Here is a 21,717-nt window from a genome sequence, read left to right as displayed (position 1 = left end):
AATAAATAATAATCACTATCATTTATTGCTAAGTCTTATTGATTGAGTTCTGCTATGTCTTCAGCTACACAAGAGAATATGAATCGACTTTATGGGGATCATCATGTCTGGCTGAATAATTATTTAAAAAAACAATTGACGCATCGTCCTGATATGGCGTCTGATATTGTGCAAGACACTTTTTTATCGCTATTAGAAAAACCTCAGGCAATACCTCAAATTCGGGAACAACGTGCATTTTTACTAACCATTGCCAAACGAAAATTATTTAATTTCTGGCGTAAGCAAGATCTGGAACAAACCTATTTGCAAAGCTTGCAGGATTATGGTGTAGAAGAATCCATTCCTGCCGAACAACTCTGTATGATACAAGATGCCCTAAATCGTATTGATTTACTGTTAGACGGGTTAAAACCCAAGGTACAACACGCATTTTTACTAAAGAAACTGGAACTTTTAACGCATCCTGAAATTGCCCAAATCATGAATCTCTCCTTGGCAACAGTTGAACGTTATATCAAACAGGCTACAATTCATTGTTTATTGCAACGTAAAAATATCCTGAATGACTGATGAACTGAAAAATAATCCTGAACAACTCGATACGGTCATGTTACAGGCAATCGACTGGATGGTGCTTTTGGAATCTGGTTTAACAACAGAGCAGAATCAACAGGATTTTCAGCAGTGGTTGTATGAAAATCCCTTACATCAGCAGGCATGGCAAAACTTACAGCATGACATTGACCGGCCTTTTCAACAGTTACAACAACAAAGTCTGGAAGCAAACTTACCCGTTCAGGCAATCACAAAAACAGTCTTACAAGCCAAAAAACGCCATACCAAACGTATGCTTAAAGGTGGAACATCGTTTGTCATTATTGCTGTGCTAGGCACTGTATTATGGTTACAACAAACCCGACCTCTATCATTTATACAAGCAGATTACTATACGCAAACCGCAGAGCAAAAAGAAATTGCGCTTAAAGATGGCAGTAAAATTACTTTGGCAGCATATTCTGCAATCAAGGTAGATTATAACGCGCAAGGGCGAAATATTTATCTATTGGACGGTACATTAATTGCTGATGTCAAAGCCGATCCAACGCGTCCATTTGTGATACATACCGAGCAAGCACAGATGGAGGCACTCGGTACAGAATTCATGGTGCAAAAGCATAAAAATTATAGTGATCTTGCAGTACTGCAACATACGGTTAAAGCAAGTAATATCCATCAATCCAAAGTGGTAGAGCAGGGACAGGTTGTCCGGGTGGACCAAGATCAAATTCATGATGTGAATATTGCAGCAAATCAACTGGCAAGCTGGAAAGATGGTGTTTTACAGGTTGAGGACATGCCATTGTCCGAATTTATTACCCTGATCAAACCTTATCACAACGGCCCTATTTATCTGAGTGAACAGGCCAAAACCATTAGAGTATATGGTGTGTTTTATCTCAACGATACCGATAAGATTTTACAAATTTTGCAAAGTACGCAACCGATTAAAGTCTATAAAAAACTGGATTTAGTCTATATCAATGCAAAAAGTTAAGTATTCAATGTTGATCAATTCAAAGGATGTTGCCTTGTATGTAAAAATTTTAATAAGCTTTCTGATGGATATGAGATATTTTACACTTTGACTCTAAAATTTTATGTAGTTCAGCCCCAAATTATTTTATCTAAAAGGGTTCCAATTTAAATTAGAGAAATTATGCCAAATGTGGAATATGTTTTGTACATTTTATACTTGAATGAATGGAAATGGTAAATATAGTTTAAACAAGTTATCTGTAGATAATATCGGAATCTGCTCAATACTGGCTTGAGCAATGAGCATACGATCAAAAGGATCCCGATGGTATAAAGGTAATTTTGCTGCATAGTCTGCATGTTGTGCTGATATATTTAGTAATTCAAATCCATGTTGTACAATATCTTGCAGTAAATGATCGCTGACATATAATTTACCTATGGATTGCTTAATTCCTATTTCCCATATCGTTGCAGCACTTACAAAAATTATATTATTTTGATCTTCGATCTATTGGTAAATAGATAAAGGGAGTTTTTCAGCATTACTTATCCACCAAATTAGAATTTGGGTATCTAATAAATAACAATTCATTGATAAAAATCTTCCTCAATAGTATAGTTTGGTTTATGCCAGTCCTCATCAATAATTTTCACTTTATTTTTCAATAAATTAGATTTTCTTTTACCCTTGTGGTTAGTTTCTGCGGATGTTGATTTTTGCGCTAAAAAATTTGCGAAGTCCAAAACCTCTTTAGCTTGGTCTTCGGGTAAATTTTGAACTTGCAGAAATATTGCTTGTGCTATGCTCATATTTTAACCTAAAACTCCTCTGTTTATCATAAAATCATAACAGAATATTATGTGTGATGATCAAATTTTAAATGAATCAGTTGTTACCCAAATTGTAAAATAATTTTATCAGGAAAAATTGGATGTGAATGAAAAATAAACATATAAAACAAAATATCAAAAAAAAATCGATTCTGTTGAGGGGATTTGCATTTCTTAAGTGACATATAAGGTGAATCAATTATTTTTCCACTTTGTTGGGGGTTTTAGAAGATGTTACTTATTCGTTATCACGTATTAACACTTGCTATTGTGGCAAGTATGCAGCACGTTGCTTTTGCACAAACATCAACTTATCAGATTGCATCTGCACCATTGGCGCAAACCTTGGCACAAATCGCCCGCCAGAATAATGTAAGTATGAGCGCTGATCCGCAAGTTTTAAAAGATAAAACTGCACCTGCGATTCATGGTAACTATGCTGTTGATACAGCATTTCATCTGGCCTTGGCTGGAAGTGGTCTACAACTGGTTAAAAATGCTGATGGGACGGTATATAGTTTAAAAAAATTAGAACAACAAGAAAAACAGCAAGTTCGTGATATGGGGCAACTCAAGCCGATTAATGTGGTTGCAAGTGCTAGCCGTCGGGTCGCCACAAATGATTCAAATGTTGCTCAACTTCCTGTGATTACTGTGACGGCAGAAAAAAATGGCAGTGCCGAAGATGGTTACTTAGTGAAAAATATTACTGGCGTGGGAATTTGGGGAGAACGTATTTTACAGGATACACCGTATTCGATGACGGTAATTCCGCAAGAACTCATCGAAAATGTACAAGCCAATGATATGGCACAAATTTTTAAAATGAATCCGATCACTCAAGATGGGGGAGATCAGTGGAGTGGAAATTACTATAATGTGATTCGTGGATTTTCTTCAAATAATGCTGTGATTAATGGTCTCCCATTAGCTGGATGGTATAGCTTTACCACGATGGAGGATTTAGAAAGAATTGAAACCATTAGTGGTGCAACCGGATTTTTATATGGTGGAGGACGAGTTGGTGGGGCAGTAAATTATGTCACCAAAAAATCAACACTTGAAAATAAAAAAAGTATAAAAATAGGAAACTATGGTGGTGATCAATATTATGGACATATTGATTTAAGTGGGCAATTCGATAAAAATAATATTTTTGGTTATCGAGTGAATGCACTATATCAAAATGGTGATTCTGTTGCAGATATTGGAAAAGAACAAAAGTTTATCAGCTTTACACTGGATTATAAACCCACAGAAAACTTTTATATGGATCTTAATTATGTACATAGAGAATTAGAAAGAACAAAGCAAAAACTTCCTATTACAGTAAGTTCAAATACAATTCGTCCTAAACTTGATGTAAGTAAAAGTTTTTTTCCAAATTGGGCATCTACTGATGAAAAAAATGATAGGGTAGTATCAAGTTTAAAATGGGATATCAATGATATATTTACTCTTAGAAATTCTTTTCTTTATGAACAAGCAGATAGAAAATATATAGGAGGACCACTAATATATACAAGAACTGATGGATTATTTGATGTTTATTCCAGTAAATATTCTTCTCAAGCACAAGAAATGGAAAATTATGCAGGAAGTGTATATTTAGATAGTAAATTAGAAACTTTAGGAGTAAATCATCTTTTAACTATAGGTTATTCAGAAAATTATTCTCAAGTGAAACAACCACAAAATTGGACTAAATGGACTTATCTAACAGGATTAACTTTAAATGATATAAAAAATTTATCTATTTCAGATAATATTATATCTAGTAGTAAAATCATACCTGCTTCAAAAACACAATATAAAAATATTTTAATAGGTGATGATATTGTATTTAATGAGCAATGGAATGCTTTAATTGGAGCAAATTATGCCACAGTAATTCAAACAGCTTATAGTGGTGGAATAAAAAATAAACCTTATAATAAATCTGCATTAACACCCACTTTATCTTTAATGTACAAACCTTTTACAGATTTAACCACTTATGTAACCTATATTGAAAGCTTAGAGCAAGGTACGATAGTAGGAGATACTTACTCAAATGCTGGAGAGATACTTGACCCACTTGTCAGTAAACAGTATGAAGTTGGGGCGAAATATAGTTTCAATGATAGATTATTATTTACAACTGCTTTATTTAGGATAGAAAAATCCAACCAGTATTCTGATAATGCAACGCCAATACCAAAATATGTTCAGGATGGCGAACAAATCCATCAGGGGCTAGAATTTACTTTTACTGGTAAAGCCACAGATCATCTAACCCTTATAGGCGGAGGTACGTGGATGGATTTAAGTGTGGAAAAATTCAATGATTCAGCAATTGAAGGTAAAAAACCAACCAATGCAGCGGCTAAAATGGCAAAAATCTATGCTGAATATCAGATTCCAGCAATTGAAGGTTTAACCCTTAGTAGTGGAGCGTATTATACTGGTGAAAAGTATGGTAATACTTCAAATACCGATAAGATTCCTGCTTATACCTTATTTGATGTAGGTGTAAGATACAATACTCAGATTGTACAACACTCAACCATATTTAATCTGACAATTTCTAACTTGACAGGCAAAGATTACTGGACAAGTAGTAACTATTTAGGCGACCCAAGAACAGTGGCTTTTTCTGTAAAGACGCAATTTTAATCTTTCAAAACAATATTTATTACCCTTTGCCCTTTAGGGCAGCAGGGTTGTCAAGTTTAACGTACAGTCATTCCTGCCTTGCGATGCTTTAGTCGCATCTCAGGAATCCAGAGCGTCCATAACCGTTTTGCTTGCATATACCGTACTGGATGCCGGATCAAGTCCGGCATGACCAATTAGATATGATGTATCTGCCAATTTTTGAAATGCTATGATCAAAATAAATCATGGCTTGGTCAAAACCCCATTGTTCTACAGTGTAGTCAAAAATGTCTTCCATATCTTGTTCAGCCAAGGGACTAAGCAGATATTCAGCCATGTTTAGCAATCATTTTATGTTTAAATGCATTCACATCAAAGGCTTTGGCTTCACCACTTTGCTCGCCATCTATCAATGCTTGACGAATAGCCATAAGCTTTTGATCTTCGTGTGCTAGTAAAGCTTGTTTAAACATATTTTCCACATGATAAGACTCAAGCAAACCGGCTTGTTTTACTTTTTCTACCAGTTCATCAGGCAAGTTAAGGGTTATAGACGTCATCATACACCTCTTGATTTTTAGGCATTAATTAGTTGGTTGATATTTTTATTATTAAATTAAACACTCCAGAATGCCGCTACAGATCATTACCCTTGAACCCTAAAGTTCAAGGTGGACACGACGCATAATTTTTCGGTTTTCTACACAGGGTAGACATACACCAAAACTATGCAGACCATATCCGTAAGTGATGATATCGGCTCAGGGGAATAGACCTGTTGGCGAACATCCCAGAGATGGACTTATTATAACGGCTATCTTTGGATTTGTAAAAAGCTAAGCGAGCGATTGATCTAAATATAACAAAATTTCTCACGGATTCTTTCAATCCTGTGTTTAAAAGAGAATATTAGCCAATATTTTTAAGTTGTTGATCCAGATCATCAATAATATCGCCAAGGACATGTTCGCACTGGCTATAGCTTTGTAAGGATTTGTTCAATTCCACCACATCCTGCATCAGTTGCAGGGCAACCATGACCGCAATTTTCTGATTGTCCATGCGTGGATTGGCAGCTCGCATTTCACGGAATTTTTGTTCCAGTAATTCACCGGCACCTTTAAGCTCATCTTGCTTGTCCACCGGACAACCCAGTTTATAGGTGCTATCGAGTAACCATAATTCAACGGCTGCAATATTACTCATAGAATTTGCTCTCATCTGCATTTGGGTGGGCTAATTGCTGAATTTCCTGTGCATAGGTATCTTGTGATGTACCTAGGATCGCCAGACGTTGGATAATTGCTTCAACCTTATGTTTGGCCTGCTCATTTTTTTTCAACAATTGGTCACGGTTAAACGTGAGTTCCTTGATTTGTTGTTGTAATGTTTCATTTTGATGAATTACCGTTTCATAGTCGGTTTTTAACTTGTTGCGTTGTTCAATTAACGCTTCAAAACGTTTACGCAGTTCGGCACAGCTATTTTCCAGACGAACATACTTATCATGCAGATTCTGGTGTTCACCCTGTAATTGTTGCATGCCGTCTTTGTATTGTTTTAGTTCGGACTGGCTGCTATTTAGGCGATTTTCCAAATCTTTGGCTAGACCTTGCGACTGTAAAAGTTCAGACTGTATCTGTTGAGTAGATTTAGCATGTTGCTGTTCTTTATTCGATAAACTTTGCTGCAAGTTTGCCGAATAATCAATAAGCGTTTTAATCTGCTGCTGTAAATGCTGTAATTCTTCTAACATAGTAGTATCGCATTAAACCTATTTACTCGATAATATATTATGCAGTATAGAGATTGGAAATACGAATGCAAGACGATATTAGTGGTTGGAAAACGTGGCAAGAAGTTTTTGGTGGGATTGAGGAATTATCAAGCCCCAGTGAGTTACATGGAATTTTGACGGGTATTGTCTGTGTAACCAACCCGCCCACACAACAAGAGTGGATTTCAATTCTCAATACCTTGCAAATTCCGCCACTTGATGACGAGGTGCTGGCACTGCTGACCGAAGAAGCCGAGGATATTGCCGCAGCATTAAATGATGCTGAACTCGATTATTTACCCATGTTGCCGGATGATCAGCATGTGCTTGCAGAACGTGTTGCGGCATTGGCAGACTGGTGCGCTGGGGTAGTGCTCGGTTTTGGTCTGGCATCGGGACATATTCGTAGTGATGAAGCAGAATGGATCGAACATTTACAGGATGTCGCTGCTGTTGAATTTACCGAGGGTGATGATGACGAAGAAGGCGAAGAAAGCTTTAACGAACTTTATGAGTTTGTACGCTTAATTCCATTGAGTCTGTCAACTGGCCGCAAAAAATTACCTGTCGCCGAAACTTCATTGCTTAAAAATACCTTATTTGCCGATAAAGGCAATAATGTTGTAGAAATGTTTACTCCGCACCGTCCAAGCTAAATTGATATTTTAATATTAAGGTTAAGTCATGTCTAAACTCGATCAATCCGTTTTTCGTTCACGTCGTGAGCGTCTTGTACAGGCAATGGGAAGCAATGCAATTGCTATCATTGCGACACGAGATGAAATGTATCGTAATCGTGATGCAGATTATAAATATCGAGCGGATAGCAGTTTTTATTACCTGACCGGATTTGATGAACCGGAAGCGGTGGCTGTGCTGGAAACAGATAATAATGGCGACTATAGCTATACTTTATTTTGTCGTGAACGAAATCGTGCTATGGAAATCTGGACTGGTTATCGTGCCGGAATTGAAGGTGTATTGGCAGAATATGATGCCGATCAGGCATTTAGCATCGAAGATCTTGATGATGAGATTGTGCCATTTTTACTAAATAAAGAAAAATTATTTATTCGTTTCGGTCAGACCAAAAAGTTTGATGTACGTGTCGGTGAATGGTGTAATCAGGCCAATAAAAAGCAGCGTCAAGGTGGTGGTGCGCCACAGCAGATTATTCAACTCGATGCGATTTTGGATGAAATGCGCCTGATTAAATCTGCCGAAGAAATAGAGTTGATGCAAATCGCTGCCAATATCAGTGCCAAAGCCCATACGCGGGCAATGCAGGCGGTGCGTCCAGGGATGATGGAATATGCGCTGGAAGCCGAACTCAACTATATTTTTGGTCAACAGGGCTGTGTGCCTTCCTATAACAGTATTGTCGGCGGTGGTGCAAATGGCTGTATTTTGCATTATGTTGAAAATAATAAACTGCTTCGTGACGGTGATCTGGTGTTGATTGACGCAGCCTGTGAATATAAGTGTTATGCTGCCGATATTACCCGTACCTTTCCGGTGAATGGTCAATTCTCAGCTGAACAGCGGGCTTTGTATGAAGTGGTGCTTAAAGCACAATTGGCTGCAATTGAAGCAACTCAGGTGGGTAATCATTATCGCCATCCACATGAAATTGTGACCCGAATTTTGACTGAAGGTCTGGTTGATCTGGGATTGCTTTCAGGCGAAGTAAACGAGCTTATTGAAGCAGAAGCCTATAATCAATTTTATATGCATGGTACAGGGCACTGGCTCGGCATGGATGTGCATGACGTCGGTAACTATAAAATTGATGGGCAGTGGCGGCTTTATCAGGCAGGTATGGTGGTGACCGTGGAACCGGGTCTATATATTCAGCCTGATGATGATACGGTTGATGCTAAATGGCGTGGTATCGGTATCCGTATCGAAGATGATGTGGTCGTGACAGAGCAGGGACCACGCGTATTAACCAAAGATGTGGTTAAATCCATTGATGATATTGAGCATTTGATGCGTCATTAAACCCAAGCAAACATCAAATTTTACCAGTATCAGCCGGATCGTCAGGGCATTGCGCTTGTCAGTGATTCGGCTTATTGTTATATTCAATGCAATGGGAAAAAGAGGTGTGCCATGTCGATGACGCATAAATTTGATCAACAGGAACGTCAGGTTGCAGAGAAAGCAGTTGACGCTTTGCATGATGCCCAGCAAAAAGCATTGGCAACGCATGATGTGCTGGTGGTGAAGAATGATCATTTGGTACTGCTGTCCAAAGATGGCATTGAAAAAGTGATAAAGCCTGTACATTCTGCTATATCAGTGGTTCGTGGTAGCAAGATTATACGTACAGCCTAAGCTTCTGATTGGTGCTGTGAGATGGCGAAAGTCCCACGATTACGAATGTTTGCAGGTCCTAATGGTTCCGGCAAGAGTACCATGAAAGAAATTATACCTATAAAAATACTGGGCTTTTATCTCAATGCCGATGATATTGAAAAACAATTACGAGAGACCCCTCAATTTGATTTTTCTGTTTATGACTTACATATTGACGCAGATGCCTTTTTGGATTTTTTAAGCCATCATCCACGGATTACAATTGACCCAGAGTGTTTGTTAATTCATGGAACGTTACTGGATTGCAGTAAAATAAGCATAAATTCCTATTTTGCCTCGACGCTTGTAGATTCTTTAAGGATTGAGTTGTTAAGGCTAAAAAAGTCTTTTACCTTTGAAACGGTAATGTCACATCAAAGTAAGGTAGAATTTTTACAACTGGCACAGCAGCAGGGGTATAGAACCTATTTGTATTATATTGCGACGATTGATCCTGAAATTAATGTTTCTCGGGTGCAATATCGGGTACAAACTGGTGGTCATGCTGTTGCAAGAGATAAAATCATTAAACGTTATTACAATAGTCTGGAATTATTAATTGATGCCATTTTTGCTGCTGATCGGGCATTTATTTTTGATAATTCCAGTGATGGCGGACAGCATGCGTTTTTATGCGAGGTTAATGCCGGACAAGAATTGGTATTACAGGCGGATGCTGTACCGCAATGGTTTCAACATTATGTGCTACAACGATTTTAATAAAGGAAATGTATATGGATAATCCAGTCATTATTGTTGGCGGGGGAATGGTAGGATTAAGTCTGGCGCTGATGTTGGCAAAATGTGATATTCAGGTGACATTGCTTGAAGCAATTACGTATCCTCACGATGCTCTTGATCAGGACATTCCATATCATTCTAGTTTTGATGCACGTAACAGTGCTTTATCACGTCGTAGTGTACAGATTTATCAGGAACTGGGATTGTGGGACAAATTACAACAACATGCCACGCCGATTTTACAGGTACATATTTCCGAACAGGGAAGCTTTGGTAAAGCCAAACTGGTCAATACTGAAGAAAAGGTCGAAAGTTTTGGTCAGGTGATTGAAAATGCCTGGTTAGGTCGGGTGCTATTAGGTGAAGCTCAACAAAATGCCTTGATTCAATTGATTGATGGCGTGAGTGTTAGTGCGCTCCGTCAGGATGCAGAGCAAGTCTATTTAACTGCAACACAGGCCGAAAAAACATTAAATCTTGTAAGCAAGCTCGTCATTGCAGCCGATGGTCGAGATTCTTTTTGCCGTCAGGCCTTGGGAATTGGTGTTGAAGTACATGATTATGATCAGGTGGCGATTGTGACCACTGTTCAGACCTCAAAATCGCATCAACAGATTGGTTTTGAACGATTCAGCCCACTCGGACCGCTGGCTTTACTGCCTTTACCGGGAGAATATCGACGCTCCGTAGTGTGGCCGGTAAAAAAAGGAACTGAACAGGAATGGCTGGGTGAGCAAAACGATCAGCATTTCCTTGACGCTTTACAGCAAACTTACGGTGACCGTGCTGGTAAATTTGAAAAAACCGGTAAGCGGTTTTGTTATCCATTGTCACAGGTGCTGGCACATCAACAGGTTTCAGGTCGTGTGGTCTTGATGGGAAATGCAGCCCATACCATTCATCCAGTCGCAGGTCAGGGCTTTAATTTGTGTTTACGCGATGCACACGTACTGGTGCGATATTTACAGCATCAATTTGCACAGCATCTGGATCTTGGCGATGAAAACGTATTAAAGAACTATGAACAGGCCCGTTTGGCCGATCAGAAAAAAGTCATTTTCTTCTGTGATCGTATCGTGCGTGGATTCAGCAATAATAATCCGATTCTCAAACTGGCACGGAATACCGGGCTTTTGGCCTTTGATCTGGTACCGGGGATTAAACCGATGGTGGCAAATTTTGCAATGGGGTTAAAAGCATGACACAACAGCAGGATCAGGCAAAAATTCGTCAGGTCATCATTGTTGGTGGTGGTTTGGTCGGTGGTCTTACGGCATTATTACTGGCCAAAGCAGGGATTCAGGCAACAGTACTGGATGCTTCTCCTAGATTGGATGAAGCACAGGTACTGGCACAGACCAATCCACGAGTATTGGCCATCAATCTGGCATCCATGAAATTGATGCAACACGCAGGTATCTGGCAGCATTTAAAACGACATCAGCCTTATAGTGGTATGCAAGTCTGGAATCGTGATGGCATGGGGGAAATCCTGTTTGGGCAGGGTACAGCACATATGCCTATGCAGCATGACTGGCTGGGAAGTATGGTTGAACCGAGTATTTTGAATCTTGCCATTCAAACCGAGTTGCAACAAGAAGTTAAGAATTACCGCAATGATGTCAAAGTAATCCGACTGGAAAAATTACCGCATACATGGCAGGTGACTTTAAGTACAGGCGAGCAACTTGAAACAGAATTATTGATTGGTGCCGATGGGGCGAATTCTTTTGTACGAAATCAGGCAGGGATTGAGCTGGATATACTGAATTACCAGGAAACCGCAATCAGCTGTGCAATCCGAACAGAAAAACCGCATTTGCATATTGCTAGGCAGATTTTCTTAAGCACCGGGCCACTGGCATTTTTACCCATGCACAGTCTCAATCCAGTACAAGAAGGTTATTGGCAATCCATTGTCTGGACTTTGCCATCCGACTATGCTGAGGAATACAGTCAATTGAGTGACGCAGAATTTCAGCAAAAAGTGACTCAAGCTAGTCATTATATGTTGGGAGAGCTACAGCAAGTGGTTTCACGGGCGTCTTTTCCGCTCATTGCGCGTCAGGCACAGCAGTATGTAAGTGAGGGGCTGGCTTTGGTTGGCGATGCGGCACATGTCATTCATCCACTGGCAGGACAAGGTGTCAATCTGGGTTGTCTTGATGCAGGTGTATTGGTGGATTGCCTGCTTAAAGATATGCAGCGTGAGGTATGGGCAAATATTCAAACCTTGCGTAAATATGAACATCAACGTCGTTTGCATAACAGTATGATGATGCATAGTATGTCTGGACTTGGCTGGATCAATAAAGCCCAATTAAAGCCATTACAATGGCTGCGAAGTGAAGGCATGCATCTTGTATCGGGACAGCCGAAGCTCATCGAATTTTTTAGTGAACAGGCCAGCGGTTTGTCTGCATTACGTCAGACACGGTATGTTTAGCGCAAAAATTTGCATTTATGTTCAAAGATTGAACAAAAGCAACTTTATGATGAAAAAATATACAAAAAACTGAAAAATAGGACTAGGCGAAATGTTTTTTGATTGTTAAATTTCGCCTAAATAAACTGGAAATTTTTTATGGGGCAGGAGAACGATCATGTCTGAAGCAAATGACTATGATGAAGATCGTGAAGATCAAACGGTAGACGAAGATGAGGCCAAAGCCGCCCAAAAAGGTGGCGATGAAGATTCGGGAAATTTATCTGATGCGGATCTTGTAGAGGCCGAAAGTTTAACTGTAACAGCCAAGCAACATATTCGTGAACAATTGGAAGATGAGCTTGCTCGTTTCCTAGCACAGGGTGGCAAGATTACCCAAGTGCCGACAGACGAATCAGCCAAAGATTAAAGCTGTTTTTATCAAGTAAAAAGTGCGTAAAAAGCAGATTGGTGATCCAGTCTGCTTTTTTATTGGCATTTAATTAGGTGAAATGATTTCTTATTGCACCTTCACAAATTTGGTTTTGGCATTTAAGGTGATGGTTTCATCAATTAAATGCTCAAAATGCGTCATGCCCCATTGAGTACGATCAATCTGTGTGCTGGCGGTCATTGCTAATGTATCACCTTCAGGATTGATATTGAGCGTCCAGGTGGTGGGTTTGGTGACACCATGCATGGTTAATAGCCCATCCATTTTGTAACGGTTACCTGAAAGGGCTGTAATCCCGGTACTCTTAAAAGTCAATTTAGGATATTTGCTGACATTCAGACCATTACTGCCTTTGTATAAAGGTGTTTTAATGCCTGCACTCAAGCTTGAGGCATTAATCTCAAGATTAATTTTGGTGTTATTAATATTCTTAGGATCAAATGTCGCATTGCCTTGAACTTTACTGAAATTAGCCTTAGTTCCACCAGTACCTTGTGTGGTAAAGCCAACATTTGATTTTGAGCCATCCAGATTCCATTGTGCTGCATATGTCTGCACTGCGAACAGACTCAGTGCAGAAAAAGCAAATCCATAGATGATGGGCATTTTCATAAGTAACTCCCTAACCTTTATCTTGTTCCATTTAAGCTCAAGTATAGACCAGCAAAATGTAAAAAGTTACGTGGTGCTGTGAGCAATTGAGTGCATTTATGCAACATTTATTGGGGGAAAAGCAATAAAATGTTTAAAAATGCATCAATATTTAGCAAGTTTAATGTTGAAAACAAATGAATCAGTATTTAATTCTTTTCAGCTTCTAGCTCTAATGCACGTTGATACAGTACTTTTTTCTTTAAACCAGTCAGATCCGCCGCCAGCTGTGATGCCGATTTTACACTTAACTCCTGAAGTAAACGCTTTAATAGCTCATCTATTTTATCTTGTTGATGATCCTGTTCCAGTGGATTACCTGCAACCACCAGTACGATTTCACCTTTTTGTTGATTAGGATCCTGTTTAACCCATTCTAGTAGTTCTACAGCCGGTTTTTGTACGATGGTTTCAAAGGTTTTAGTGATTTCACGGGCAAAACCAATAATACGTTGTTCACCAAAAATCGTCTTGATATCTTCCAGACTGTCTACAATACGATGCGGCGCTTCATAAAAGATAATGGTTTCGGTATGATTTTTAAGTTGTTCTAATTGTGTTTGACGTTGCGTACTTTTTGATGGCAGAAAGCCGATAAACAGGAAACGATCACTGGGTAAGCCGACACTGGAAAGTGCTGCAATAGCCGCACACGCACCGGGTACAGGCGTAACCCGTATGCCGACCTGTTGTGCTGCACGCACCAGACGAAAACCTGGATCACTAATCAATGGTGTACCAGCATCACTAATCAGGGCAACATCTTCACCATTTTGTAACTTTTGGATAATTGATTTTATTTTATGATCTTCATTATGATCGTGACAGGCAGTTAAAGGTGTTGTGATATTATAATGCTTTAACAGAGGTGCCGATTGCCTGGTATCTTCTGCTGCTATTAATTTTACAGATTTCAGGACGTTTATCGCACGATAGCTAATGTCATCTAAGTGCCCAATCGGGGTTGCAACGACAAATAATTGAGCACTCATAAGGAAAAACTCCATGTTATATAAAAAATCAGGTTTAAATGTTTTGGTCAGCTTGACACTTACTGTTTCTACATTTGCTGTTTCTGCAATGGTGCAGGCAGAAATTTTGGTTATTCTACCTGAAACTGGTGCAATGGCCAGTGCAACAGACAGTATTAAGCGTGGTTTGATACAAGCCAATCATCAAGCGAGTAATAAATACAAGTTTAAATTCGTTGATCATCAGCGACAGTCATTATCCAGTATTTTACAAAAAAATGTCGGTAAAACGACAGAATTGGTGATTGGACCACTGGATAAACAAAATGTCGAGGAATTGGTCAAACTTCAACCCAAAGTGAAAACGCTGGCTTTAAATCAAGTCACAGGCAAATCAGCCAATGTTTATCAGTTTGCACTGGCCAAAGAAGAAGATGCATTGGCATTAACCAAGCGTATGCAATGGGACGGTATCGAGAATATTATTGTCTTGCGTGATCCTAATAGCATTGAACAAACCCAGAGTTTCTATGATGCCATGGCACAGCTTTGGGGCAATAAAATGGAAGTCAAAGAAAAACTACCATTTTTCTCCAAGAAAAAACAGGGTGTTTTGCTGTTAGGGTCGGGTAAATGGTTAACCCAGCAAAAACTACCGAGTAAAAACATTTATACCTTACCTTTCGCCATTGAGGAAAAGCAGCCAATTCCGGAAGGTATGATTTATTGTGATACGCCTGCACTTTATACTGGGCAATGGTCAGACGTACTGGATGCGTATAAACAAAAGCCGGTAACAATGCCATTTCAGCGATTAATCGCTTTTGGTGGAGATGCATGGCAAATTGCAGATGCTTTGCAAAATCGTAAGAATAATAGTGTGGTTGAATTTAAAGGACGTACCGGACAGATTCGAATTGTGGATAATATTATTTCCCGTGAGCCACAGTGTTTTCAATCACAAAAAACCGCTGTAAAAGCCTTGTGATGAATGTATAAAAAGACTGAAATTGGACGATATGCCGAACAATGGGTTTTGGCATATTTACAGCATGTGGGGCTACAGCATTTATACAGTAATTTTCATTGCCGTTATGGTGAGGTAGATCTGATTATGCTGGATCAAGAATGTCTGGTCTTTGCTGAGGTTCGGGCCAGAAAATACAGTGCTTTTGCGACAGCACTGGAAAGTGTGGATGAGAAAAAACAGGCAAAAACAATTTTAGCTGCGCAGCATTTTCTACAAAAATATCCCGAGTATGAGCATTTTGATTGTCGTTTTGATGTTGTTGCACTGGATTATTGTTCAGTAAATAGCATTGTCGAGCATTTATCAAAAAATTTTATGGATTTATTGCAGCAACAAACGGTAAATTTACAGTGGATCAAAAATGCTTATACAATGTAACACATGAGCTTTTTAAAATTGTGCGTTAGCTGGAGTCCTTGTGAAAACTTTTAAAATTGTAACTCTATCGTTATTTGTCGCATTAAGTACAGGATGTGCGTCTTTTATTGCCAATAATACCTCAAGTGCTGTGGGTACCGAGTCTGGAGAACGAAGTCTGGGACAAGTCGTGATTGACAAGTCGATTGAACGGACTGCAAAAATTAATCTGTATAAACTCGATGCTCGCTTTAAGCAGTCACGTATCAATATCGAAAGTTTTCACAGTAGTGTGTTACTGACTGGACAAGTTCCTGATCAACATTTAAAACAATTGGCTGAAGACAATGTCAAATCCATGACCGATGTCAAAGCAGTGCATAATTTTATTACAGTCGGTAATCAGGTGAGTTATTCCACTATCATGCAGGATCTTGGTGTGACTGCAAATACCAAGGCTTTATTGTTAAGAGCACCGTTAATCCGTGAAAGCAAAGTCCTGATTCATACCGAAGATGCGGTACTGTATGTCATGGGGCGTTTGAATAATGCGGAAATTGCCGATTTAAATAATGTTTTACAAAATGTGGGGAACGTCAGTAAGATTGTTACTTTAATTGATAACGTTGAGCAGAATCAAAGTAGTGCTTCTGCTTCTGCTGCACCGGCTGCTGCCAGTAGTTCCAATGTCGCTGGTGTAGGCTTGGGCTCAGTCACCACTACACCGTTGGCTGATCCAACACCGGTTGCGATTGATCCGAATCAGGAACAGCCTGTCAATGAAGTACCGGCACAGGACAATATCCAGAGTGCACCAGTGAGTGCTGAGCCATAATCGCCCATGCATATACCATTTTTAGAAAAATTTCACTGGTATGATGTTCCGAATTATGTTTTAAATCAGTTAACCGTGGGCAAGCATGCCGAGTGTCACTCTGATCTAAGCTATGCCACGGCATCGGATCGACAAAAGCTGGATTTATATGTTCCAAACCAACCACGTGCAAATAAAGCTTTAATTTTATTTGTACATGGTGGCTCATGGCAACATGGCAGTAAGACCGACTATATTTTTTTGGCACAGAATCTGGCGAAATATGGTTTTTATGTGGCCTGCATGAATTATCAGCTTGCGCCTGAACATCTTTATCCGACTTATGTTGAAGATGTGATTCAGGCCATTAACTGGCTGTCAGCGTCACAACAAGCCAATCAATATGGCTATGCTGCCGATCAGATCATTTTATTGGGTCATTCTGCCGGTGCTTTAAATGTGATGGCAGCAGTGTATCATGGTGAGCAATTTCAGTATTCCATTCACAATTTAAATGCAATTCAGGCCATCATTGGGATCGCAGGTCCTTATTCGTTTGAACATCGTGGCGATCCAATTGCAAAATATGCGTTTGACCAGACTGTCGCGCCAGAGTTGATTATGCCAAGTTTTTTTACTTTTCATAATTCGATTCGGCATTTGCTGTTATTGGCGAGTAATGATCAACTGGTCGGGGATTACAATACCGAGAAGATGCAACAGGCTTTACTGCATGTCAAAAATGCAGTCACTGTCTGTCGTATCCCGGCAACGACACATGTCAGTATTATTGCTACGCTGGCGCAAGGTATCGACAGGCTGTTTAAAACCCGACGGCTGATGCTTGAGTTTATTGATCAGCCTTAGATTAGTCCGTTTTGGATTGATCAATATGGGATAAGTGCTGCACCATATCATCAATCATTTTATAGGCGATACTTCCCGGGATTGGAATCTTGGGAAGCTGGTCAAATGCAAAAAATTTTGCATCGGCGATTTCTTCTTCCTGTAATACGATTTCGCCACTGTCATATTCGGCATGAAAGGCAATCATCAGATTGGAAGGGAATGGCCAAGGTTGACTTGATAAATATTTTAAATTTTTTAATTTAAGACCGATTTCTTCCATGGCTTCACGTTGCACTGCCTGTTCCAGTGTTTCACCCACTTCTACAAAACCAGCAATCAAACCATACATATTATTTTGATTACGATTGGCTTTGGCCAGAAGAATTTCTTTGCCACGGGTAATAATGGTAATAATACAGGGCTGTACCCGCGGATATTGGTAGTAATGACACGTAGGGCAAACCATTGCAAATTGCGTATCATGTTCGACGGTTTCGTGTCCACAATGGCTACAAAACTTATGGTTGCGGCGCCATTCGAGCAGTTGTTTGGCTTTGGATGCCTGTTCAAATTGATGAGATGACCAATGCATAATCAACTCACGAATCGGAACCAGTTGATAGCCTTCGGGTAACTGGGTATTCGGGTTTATATCCCGCACAATGACCTTATTTTTAACCTGCTCGACAAAAAGATCATTTTGAATGGCTTCAATCTGGGGCAATTCAAGATTTTGATTGACCACCAGACTTTGTTCGCTAAACAAATAGGCCAGATATACAGACATGAGTTATACCACCGCTTGTTCTAAAGTCATGATACTTTGTTCGCCTACTTGCAAACTTTTTTCAATCAAAGGCTGTTTATTTTGCATTTGTTCAAAAAAGAAGTCTGCGCTAATAATGGTATTGGCCAGTAATCTTAATTGATCCAGTGTTAATATTTTGTTGTTTGGCAGAATGTTTTGCTCAATGAGATTGGCTGCCTTTTGCAAAATAGTATGTCCTTGTTTCGATTCAAGGAATAATAATGCCCCAGAGACTTCACGTAACTGCTCGGCTAAAGTTTGCAAACCATGATTGTCTTGATCCTGTGCGTATTGCGTGACCTGATTACAGACTTTAGCCAGTGTTAAGCGTGATTCATGACATAAGGCGTCTTGTGCTTCTTCAACTTTAGCCAGCGTAATCTGGGTATTATTAAATTTAAGCTTAAGGCGAACAGGGGTATAGTTACGTTCTAAAATTTGTAAGGAATTGGTTGCAAACAATAAGGTATTCATCAAACGATCTGCATTTTGCGGATCAGTCAAACCCGCATTATCACGGATATGATCAGCTTGTTGTTGTAATTGTCGAGCTGCATCGTTCAGATTGATGACGTCGAGAATTTTTGCCACTTCGCTTAAATTATCATAAATGTTTTCTCGGACTTCGGCACTTTCAACATGCAAGCCCATTTCGATTTTGCTGGACACATCAGTAATTTTTTGACTAAGTAAATCGACAACAGTTTGTATGGTATCAAAATCTGGTCCATAGAGTTGGCGGCTTAATACTTCAAGTTGACTATCACTTAAAACATCATCATAGACACCGAGCTGTGCACGAATTTCCTGCGAAACTTCGGAATCCTGACTTAAGCATAAGGCAAGAATATCGGCAAAATCGTGTTGTGTGGCAGAGAAGAAACGTGGAGACTGGGCAAATGTGGTACTTTGCCGCTCGATTGCGATCAGCACACGTAGCCGCGGTTCGGTCAAAATGGTGTGATCAAGATGCTTAAGGGCCAGATACACAAATTGCCAGTATTGTGCAGATGGTGTGCCGACCGCTTGAGTCGCAAAATAGTGGCCACATAATGCCATCGCCCGGAAATCTAACTCACTTGCCTTATCCTGTAGGATATGCAATAGACTTAGTTTATATAATCGTAGTACATATTGGCTGGCAGGGAAATTTTCCGGTGCATCGAATTTTACACTAGGTTGCAGGGTTTCTAGAAATGTATTGAGGAAAATACCTTCACGGGTTAAAGGTAAATCTAATGCGATTTCCAGTTTATTCATCACCGGAATTAGAAACTGAGGTGCACGTGTTTCCCGAATGCATAAAAAATCAAGATAGCGTTTGATGATATTGGTCGCTTCGCTCATGGCTTCAACATCAGTTTGTTTAATCTGTGATTTTTGCGAATCCTGAATGACTTTTTGCATGACTTTTGCCACCAGTTCGGTCAGTCGTGCAATATAGCGTTGGTCAATTAAATTCAACACATGTGAACATTGCTCAAGATTGACCAATGCATCATCAATGCCAAAAGGTAAAGCACCATCTTCGATTAAACTTGTTACCCCGGCTTCAACGTTTTTTATGGTGTTGTCTATTTCTGTTTTAACAATGAGTAATGTGGTTGAATCAAAATGTGAAGATGATTGGAATGACATCGGCTTACACCTTTCTCTAGCTCATATATTTTTGTTGCTCGTCCAGTCTTGCGATGACGGATAGACGAGCGCTGTTGTTACAATAGCATTGTATCTCAATAAGATAAAGTCTGCTTTTTACAAATTTCTCTTATGAGTCATTGTTTATTCGAGATGAGTTTAGAGATTAATCTACACCTTAATTTTCACTGTTCATAGCTTGTGCAAACAGGCAAGGCTGTTGATTTTTTTCTTCAAATTTTTGCATCCAGTTCTCATGTGCTTGCAGTTCTTCTGGATGGGGTAGGATCAATGGAATATCGATTTCAATAGATAGGCGTTTCGCCTGTTGTTCGGAACTTTCTGACGTATAATTACTTTCATCAATATCCAGACTGACCTGACCACCAGTCATGGCAAGATAGACATCTGAGAGAATTTCCGCATCAAGTAATGCGCCGTGGAAGGTACGGTCGCGTGCCGGAATATCGTAACGACGGACTAAAGCATCAAGAGAATTTTTTTGGCCGGGATGCTTGCGTTTGGCAAGTAATAAGGTATCGGTCACACTACAGACACTGGACAACTTTCCGAATCCGGCTCGGTCGAATTCGGCATCCAGGAAGTTCATATCAAAGGTGGCATTATGTGCAACGATCTCAGCGCCTTTTAAGTAGTCGAAAAGCACCGTAGCGATTTGTTTGAATTTTGGTTTATCCGCCAGAAACTCATCGCTTAAACCGTGAATATTTTCAGATTCTCCGACTTTTTTCTGTGGATTAATATAAATATGGATTGAACTACCAGTTAAGCGCCGGTTAATCATTTCAATCGCACCAACCTCGATAATTCGATCACCATCCTGATAATAAAAACCTGTGGTTTCGGTATCAAGAATAAGTAAGCGTTCACCGTGTTGTGGATTAGTGGTATCAGTAATCTTGATAAACTCAGCAAGTGCAGGCTCAATTACAGTCGAATGATTTGACTGTATAGTTGCTATCATTGGGGCTTCAAGCTTCTCTTGAGCGTCAGTTGATAAAGTGTTATCAGTCACCGTTTCGGACAGTATTTCAGATTCGAGCAAATCTTCTTCCGGTGTCTCATCAAGACCAAATGGATCATCCAGAAGCCAGTCCTGTGTTGTTTCAGACTTGGTGTTTTCGCTATTCATATTATTGCCTGTGTCACTGCTCAGTTTTTTTTTAGTTGCACTATCTGCACCGAGATTTGCCAAACGGTCTGCGGCTTCATTACCTTCATGTCCAGCATGTCCTTTAATCCAGTGCCAGTCAATGTTACGGTTTTCACAGAGTGCATCAAGTTTTTGCCACAAATCCGGATTTTTAACATTTTTCCAGTTTTTTGCTTTCCAGCCTGTGATCCATTCGGTGATCCCTTTTTGTACATAAGAGGAATCGGTATAGATCACCAAGTGTGCATCCTTGGGACTGGCTTTGATGCCTTCAATGGCCGCGGTCAATTCCATGCGATTATTGGTGGTATCGGCTTCGCCACCAAATAATTCCTGTTTATTTGCTTGCGCATCAATGATTAAAACACCCCATCCACCGATTCCGGGATTGCCTCGACAGGCACCATCAACATAGAGTGTATAATCTTGCGCAAAATTTACCATATCGACATCATCTTCTTAAAAATGGCTAGGGGCTGTTAAGCATCCATAAAAGGATTGCGTTGTAGGCTAAAGTATTCTCAAATTTGAATGGATATTGTAAACATAAATCTTGAAAGTTACGCATTACAGTTTTATTTTTTTTAATTTCTTGTAACATTTGCGGCGAAACCTATACATAAAATTGCATTGTAATGATGACAGGGTCATCTACAATGC

At 39.6% G+C, this 21,717-nt stretch carries 24 protein-coding genes and 1 other RNA gene; 14 read left to right on the top strand and 11 right to left on the bottom strand.

The window, feature by feature from the left end; all coding sequences use genetic code 11:
- Window positions 1-54 precede the first annotated feature (54 nt).
- On the top strand, window positions 55-573 hold the full coding sequence (locus tag CRO21_RS10565; protein WP_097079281.1) for a sigma-70 family RNA polymerase sigma factor: 519 nt from the start codon (window positions 55-57) through the stop codon (window positions 571-573).
- The gene (locus CRO21_RS10560; RefSeq protein WP_097079280.1) at window positions 566-1,558 is read left to right on the top strand and encodes a FecR family protein; all 993 of its coding nucleotides are present in this window, start codon (window positions 566-568) and stop codon (window positions 1,556-1,558) included. Before CRO21_RS10565 ends, CRO21_RS10560 begins: the two co-directional genes overlap by 8 nt.
- Window positions 1,559-1,750: 192 nt before the next feature.
- On the opposite strand, the gene CRO21_RS17900 is transcribed toward CRO21_RS10560, so the two are convergent.
- Both CRO21_RS17900 and CRO21_RS10550 read right to left on the bottom strand, forming a co-directional pair.
- A complete protein-coding gene (locus CRO21_RS17900) occupies window positions 1,751-2,032 on the bottom strand; it encodes a type II toxin-antitoxin system VapC family toxin (protein ID WP_378234935.1) in 282 nt (93 codons plus the stop codon).
- Window positions 2,033-2,130: 98 nt separating this feature from the next.
- Window positions 2,131-2,352, bottom strand: a complete 222-nt coding sequence (locus CRO21_RS10550) for a DUF2281 domain-containing protein (protein ID WP_097079278.1) — start codon at window positions 2,350-2,352, stop codon at window positions 2,131-2,133.
- A gap of 252 nt (window positions 2,353-2,604) precedes the next feature.
- Between CRO21_RS10550 and CRO21_RS10545 the strand changes: the two genes are divergently transcribed.
- Window positions 2,605-5,028, top strand: coding sequence for a TonB-dependent siderophore receptor (locus CRO21_RS10545; RefSeq protein ID WP_171294034.1), 2,424 nt, complete (start codon window positions 2,605-2,607; stop codon window positions 5,026-5,028).
- A 311-nt stretch (window positions 5,029-5,339) separates the two neighbouring features.
- On the opposite strand, the gene CRO21_RS10540 is transcribed toward CRO21_RS10545, so the two are convergent.
- The 4 genes from CRO21_RS10540 to CRO21_RS10525 form a co-directional block, all read right to left on the bottom strand.
- Complete coding sequence (locus tag CRO21_RS10540; protein WP_171294033.1) at window positions 5,340-5,570, bottom strand: type II toxin-antitoxin system ParD family antitoxin; 231 nt, start codon at window positions 5,568-5,570, stop codon at window positions 5,340-5,342.
- A gap of 59 nt (window positions 5,571-5,629) precedes the next feature.
- Window positions 5,630-5,810: non-coding RNA, 6S RNA (gene ssrS, locus CRO21_RS10535), on the bottom strand.
- A gap of 109 nt (window positions 5,811-5,919) precedes the next feature.
- Window positions 5,920-6,216, bottom strand: a complete 297-nt coding sequence (locus CRO21_RS10530; RefSeq protein WP_171294032.1) for a cell division protein ZapA — start codon at window positions 6,214-6,216, stop codon at window positions 5,920-5,922.
- Window positions 6,209-6,766, bottom strand: coding sequence for a hypothetical protein (locus tag CRO21_RS10525; RefSeq protein ID WP_097079275.1), 558 nt, complete (start codon window positions 6,764-6,766; stop codon window positions 6,209-6,211). The genes CRO21_RS10530 and CRO21_RS10525 overlap by 8 nt, the downstream gene beginning before the upstream one ends.
- A gap of 65 nt (window positions 6,767-6,831) precedes the next feature.
- Here CRO21_RS10525 and CRO21_RS10520 point away from each other — a divergent pair, with 65 nt between their 5' ends.
- The 7 genes from CRO21_RS10520 (at window position 6,832) to CRO21_RS10490 (ending at window position 12,741) form a co-directional block, all read left to right on the top strand.
- A complete protein-coding gene (locus CRO21_RS10520; protein WP_097079274.1) occupies window positions 6,832-7,443 on the top strand; it encodes a UPF0149 family protein in 612 nt (203 codons plus the stop codon).
- Between the two features lie 28 nt (window positions 7,444-7,471).
- Window positions 7,472-8,788: a Xaa-Pro aminopeptidase gene (gene pepP / locus CRO21_RS10515; RefSeq protein ID WP_097079273.1), complete on the top strand. Its 1,317-nt coding sequence runs from the start codon at window positions 7,472-7,474 to the stop codon at window positions 8,786-8,788.
- A 111-nt stretch (window positions 8,789-8,899) separates the two neighbouring features.
- Entirely contained in the window at window positions 8,900-9,124 is a 225-nt protein-coding gene (locus CRO21_RS10510; RefSeq protein ID WP_097079272.1) for a hypothetical protein, read from the top strand.
- A 21-nt stretch (window positions 9,125-9,145) separates the two neighbouring features.
- Window positions 9,146-9,865, top strand: a complete 720-nt coding sequence (locus CRO21_RS10505) for a zeta toxin family protein (protein ID WP_097079271.1) — start codon at window positions 9,146-9,148, stop codon at window positions 9,863-9,865.
- Between the two features lie 14 nt (window positions 9,866-9,879).
- Window positions 9,880-11,088: a 2-octaprenyl-6-methoxyphenyl hydroxylase gene (ubiH, locus tag CRO21_RS10500; RefSeq protein ID WP_097079270.1), complete on the top strand. Its 1,209-nt coding sequence runs from the start codon at window positions 9,880-9,882 to the stop codon at window positions 11,086-11,088.
- Window positions 11,085-12,332: an FAD-dependent monooxygenase gene (locus CRO21_RS10495; protein WP_097079269.1), complete on the top strand. Its 1,248-nt coding sequence runs from the start codon at window positions 11,085-11,087 to the stop codon at window positions 12,330-12,332. Before ubiH ends, CRO21_RS10495 begins: the two co-directional genes overlap by 4 nt.
- Window positions 12,333-12,489: 157 nt before the next feature.
- Window positions 12,490-12,741: a hypothetical protein gene (locus CRO21_RS10490; protein ID WP_097079268.1), complete on the top strand. Its 252-nt coding sequence runs from the start codon at window positions 12,490-12,492 to the stop codon at window positions 12,739-12,741.
- Between the two features lie 90 nt (window positions 12,742-12,831).
- Here the strand turns inward: CRO21_RS10490 and CRO21_RS10485 are convergent, their stop codons facing one another.
- Entirely contained in the window at window positions 12,832-13,377 is a 546-nt protein-coding gene (locus tag CRO21_RS10485; protein ID WP_097079267.1) for a YceI family protein, read from the bottom strand.
- Window positions 13,378-13,565: 188 nt separating this feature from the next.
- Window positions 13,566-14,408 carry a 16S rRNA (cytidine(1402)-2'-O)-methyltransferase gene (rsmI, locus tag CRO21_RS10480; protein ID WP_097079266.1) on the bottom strand — a complete coding sequence of 281 codons (843 nt, stop codon included), beginning with the start codon at window positions 14,406-14,408 and terminating at the stop codon, window positions 13,566-13,568.
- A 13-nt stretch (window positions 14,409-14,421) separates the two neighbouring features.
- Here rsmI and CRO21_RS10475 point away from each other — a divergent pair, with 13 nt between their 5' ends.
- From CRO21_RS10475 to CRO21_RS10460, 4 genes are read left to right on the top strand one after another with little or no spacing between them, the layout of a single operon-like run.
- Entirely contained in the window at window positions 14,422-15,375 is a 954-nt protein-coding gene (locus tag CRO21_RS10475; protein ID WP_097079265.1) for a penicillin-binding protein activator, read from the top strand.
- A gap of 3 nt (window positions 15,376-15,378) precedes the next feature.
- On the top strand, window positions 15,379-15,795 hold the full coding sequence (locus tag CRO21_RS10470; protein ID WP_097079264.1) for a YraN family protein: 417 nt from the start codon (window positions 15,379-15,381) through the stop codon (window positions 15,793-15,795).
- 40 nt (window positions 15,796-15,835) lie between these two features.
- Complete coding sequence (locus CRO21_RS10465) at window positions 15,836-16,609, top strand: BON domain-containing protein (protein WP_097079263.1); 774 nt, start codon at window positions 15,836-15,838, stop codon at window positions 16,607-16,609.
- Between the two features lie 6 nt (window positions 16,610-16,615).
- Entirely contained in the window at window positions 16,616-17,455 is an 840-nt protein-coding gene (locus tag CRO21_RS10460; RefSeq protein WP_097079262.1) for an alpha/beta hydrolase, read from the top strand.
- 1 nt (window position 17,456) lies between these two features.
- Here CRO21_RS10460 and nudC read toward each other — a convergent pair whose 3' ends face one another.
- The 3 genes from nudC to dnaQ all read right to left on the bottom strand — a co-directional run bounded on the left by nudC (window position 17,457) and on the right by dnaQ (window position 21,501).
- Window positions 17,457-18,224, bottom strand: coding sequence for an NAD(+) diphosphatase (gene nudC, locus CRO21_RS10455; protein WP_097079261.1), 768 nt, complete (start codon window positions 18,222-18,224; stop codon window positions 17,457-17,459).
- Between the two features lie 3 nt (window positions 18,225-18,227).
- Window positions 18,228-19,883 (bottom strand): chemotaxis protein, encoded by a 1,656-nt coding sequence (locus tag CRO21_RS10450; RefSeq protein WP_097079260.1) that lies wholly within the window; start codon window positions 19,881-19,883, stop codon window positions 18,228-18,230.
- Between the two features lie 178 nt (window positions 19,884-20,061).
- Complete coding sequence (gene dnaQ / locus CRO21_RS10445) at window positions 20,062-21,501, bottom strand: DNA polymerase III subunit epsilon (protein WP_097079259.1); 1,440 nt, start codon at window positions 21,499-21,501, stop codon at window positions 20,062-20,064.
- Window positions 21,502-21,717 lie beyond the last annotated feature (216 nt).

The organism is Acinetobacter puyangensis, from assembly GCF_900096995.1.
GTDB lineage: Bacteria > Pseudomonadota > Gammaproteobacteria > Pseudomonadales > Moraxellaceae > Acinetobacter > Acinetobacter puyangensis.
This window is presented reverse-complemented; position numbering and strand designations above follow the sequence as displayed.

Excerpts from the sequence above, each read along its gene's own strand:
- CRO21_RS10565 (WP_097079281.1), top strand. The coding sequence starts at position 55 with ATGTCTTCAGCTACACAAGAGAATATGAATCGACTTTATGGGGATCAT.
- CRO21_RS10560 (WP_097079280.1), top strand. The coding sequence starts at position 566 with ATGACTGATGAACTGAAAAATAATCCTGAACAACTCGATACGGTCATG.
- CRO21_RS10550 (WP_097079278.1), bottom strand. The coding sequence starts at position 2,352 with ATGAGCATAGCACAAGCAATATTTCTGCAAGTTCAAAATTTACCCGAA.
- CRO21_RS10545 (WP_171294034.1), top strand. The coding sequence starts at position 2,605 with ATGTTACTTATTCGTTATCACGTATTAACACTTGCTATTGTGGCAAGT.
- CRO21_RS10540 (WP_171294033.1), bottom strand. The coding sequence starts at position 5,570 with ATGACGTCTATAACCCTTAACTTGCCTGATGAACTGGTAGAAAAAGTA.
- CRO21_RS10530 (WP_171294032.1), bottom strand. The coding sequence starts at position 6,216 with ATGAGTAATATTGCAGCCGTTGAATTATGGTTACTCGATAGCACCTAT.
- CRO21_RS10525 (WP_097079275.1), bottom strand. The coding sequence starts at position 6,766 with ATGTTAGAAGAATTACAGCATTTACAGCAGCAGATTAAAACGCTTATT.
- CRO21_RS10520 (WP_097079274.1), top strand. The coding sequence starts at position 6,832 with ATGCAAGACGATATTAGTGGTTGGAAAACGTGGCAAGAAGTTTTTGGT.
- pepP (WP_097079273.1), top strand. The coding sequence starts at position 7,472 with ATGTCTAAACTCGATCAATCCGTTTTTCGTTCACGTCGTGAGCGTCTT.
- CRO21_RS10510 (WP_097079272.1), top strand. The coding sequence starts at position 8,900 with ATGTCGATGACGCATAAATTTGATCAACAGGAACGTCAGGTTGCAGAG.
- CRO21_RS10505 (WP_097079271.1), top strand. The coding sequence starts at position 9,146 with ATGGCGAAAGTCCCACGATTACGAATGTTTGCAGGTCCTAATGGTTCC.
- ubiH (WP_097079270.1), top strand. The coding sequence starts at position 9,880 with ATGGATAATCCAGTCATTATTGTTGGCGGGGGAATGGTAGGATTAAGT.
- CRO21_RS10495 (WP_097079269.1), top strand. The coding sequence starts at position 11,085 with ATGACACAACAGCAGGATCAGGCAAAAATTCGTCAGGTCATCATTGTT.
- CRO21_RS10490 (WP_097079268.1), top strand. The coding sequence starts at position 12,490 with ATGTCTGAAGCAAATGACTATGATGAAGATCGTGAAGATCAAACGGTA.
- CRO21_RS10485 (WP_097079267.1), bottom strand. The coding sequence starts at position 13,377 with ATGAAAATGCCCATCATCTATGGATTTGCTTTTTCTGCACTGAGTCTG.
- rsmI (WP_097079266.1), bottom strand. The coding sequence starts at position 14,408 with ATGAGTGCTCAATTATTTGTCGTTGCAACCCCGATTGGGCACTTAGAT.
- CRO21_RS10475 (WP_097079265.1), top strand. The coding sequence starts at position 14,422 with ATGTTATATAAAAAATCAGGTTTAAATGTTTTGGTCAGCTTGACACTT.
- CRO21_RS10470 (WP_097079264.1), top strand. The coding sequence starts at position 15,379 with ATGTATAAAAAGACTGAAATTGGACGATATGCCGAACAATGGGTTTTG.
- CRO21_RS10460 (WP_097079262.1), top strand. The coding sequence starts at position 16,616 with ATGCATATACCATTTTTAGAAAAATTTCACTGGTATGATGTTCCGAAT.
- nudC (WP_097079261.1), bottom strand. The coding sequence starts at position 18,224 with ATGTCTGTATATCTGGCCTATTTGTTTAGCGAACAAAGTCTGGTGGTC.
- CRO21_RS10450 (WP_097079260.1), bottom strand. The coding sequence starts at position 19,883 with ATGTCATTCCAATCATCTTCACATTTTGATTCAACCACATTACTCATT.
- dnaQ (WP_097079259.1), bottom strand. The coding sequence starts at position 21,501 with ATGGTAAATTTTGCGCAAGATTATACACTCTATGTTGATGGTGCCTGT.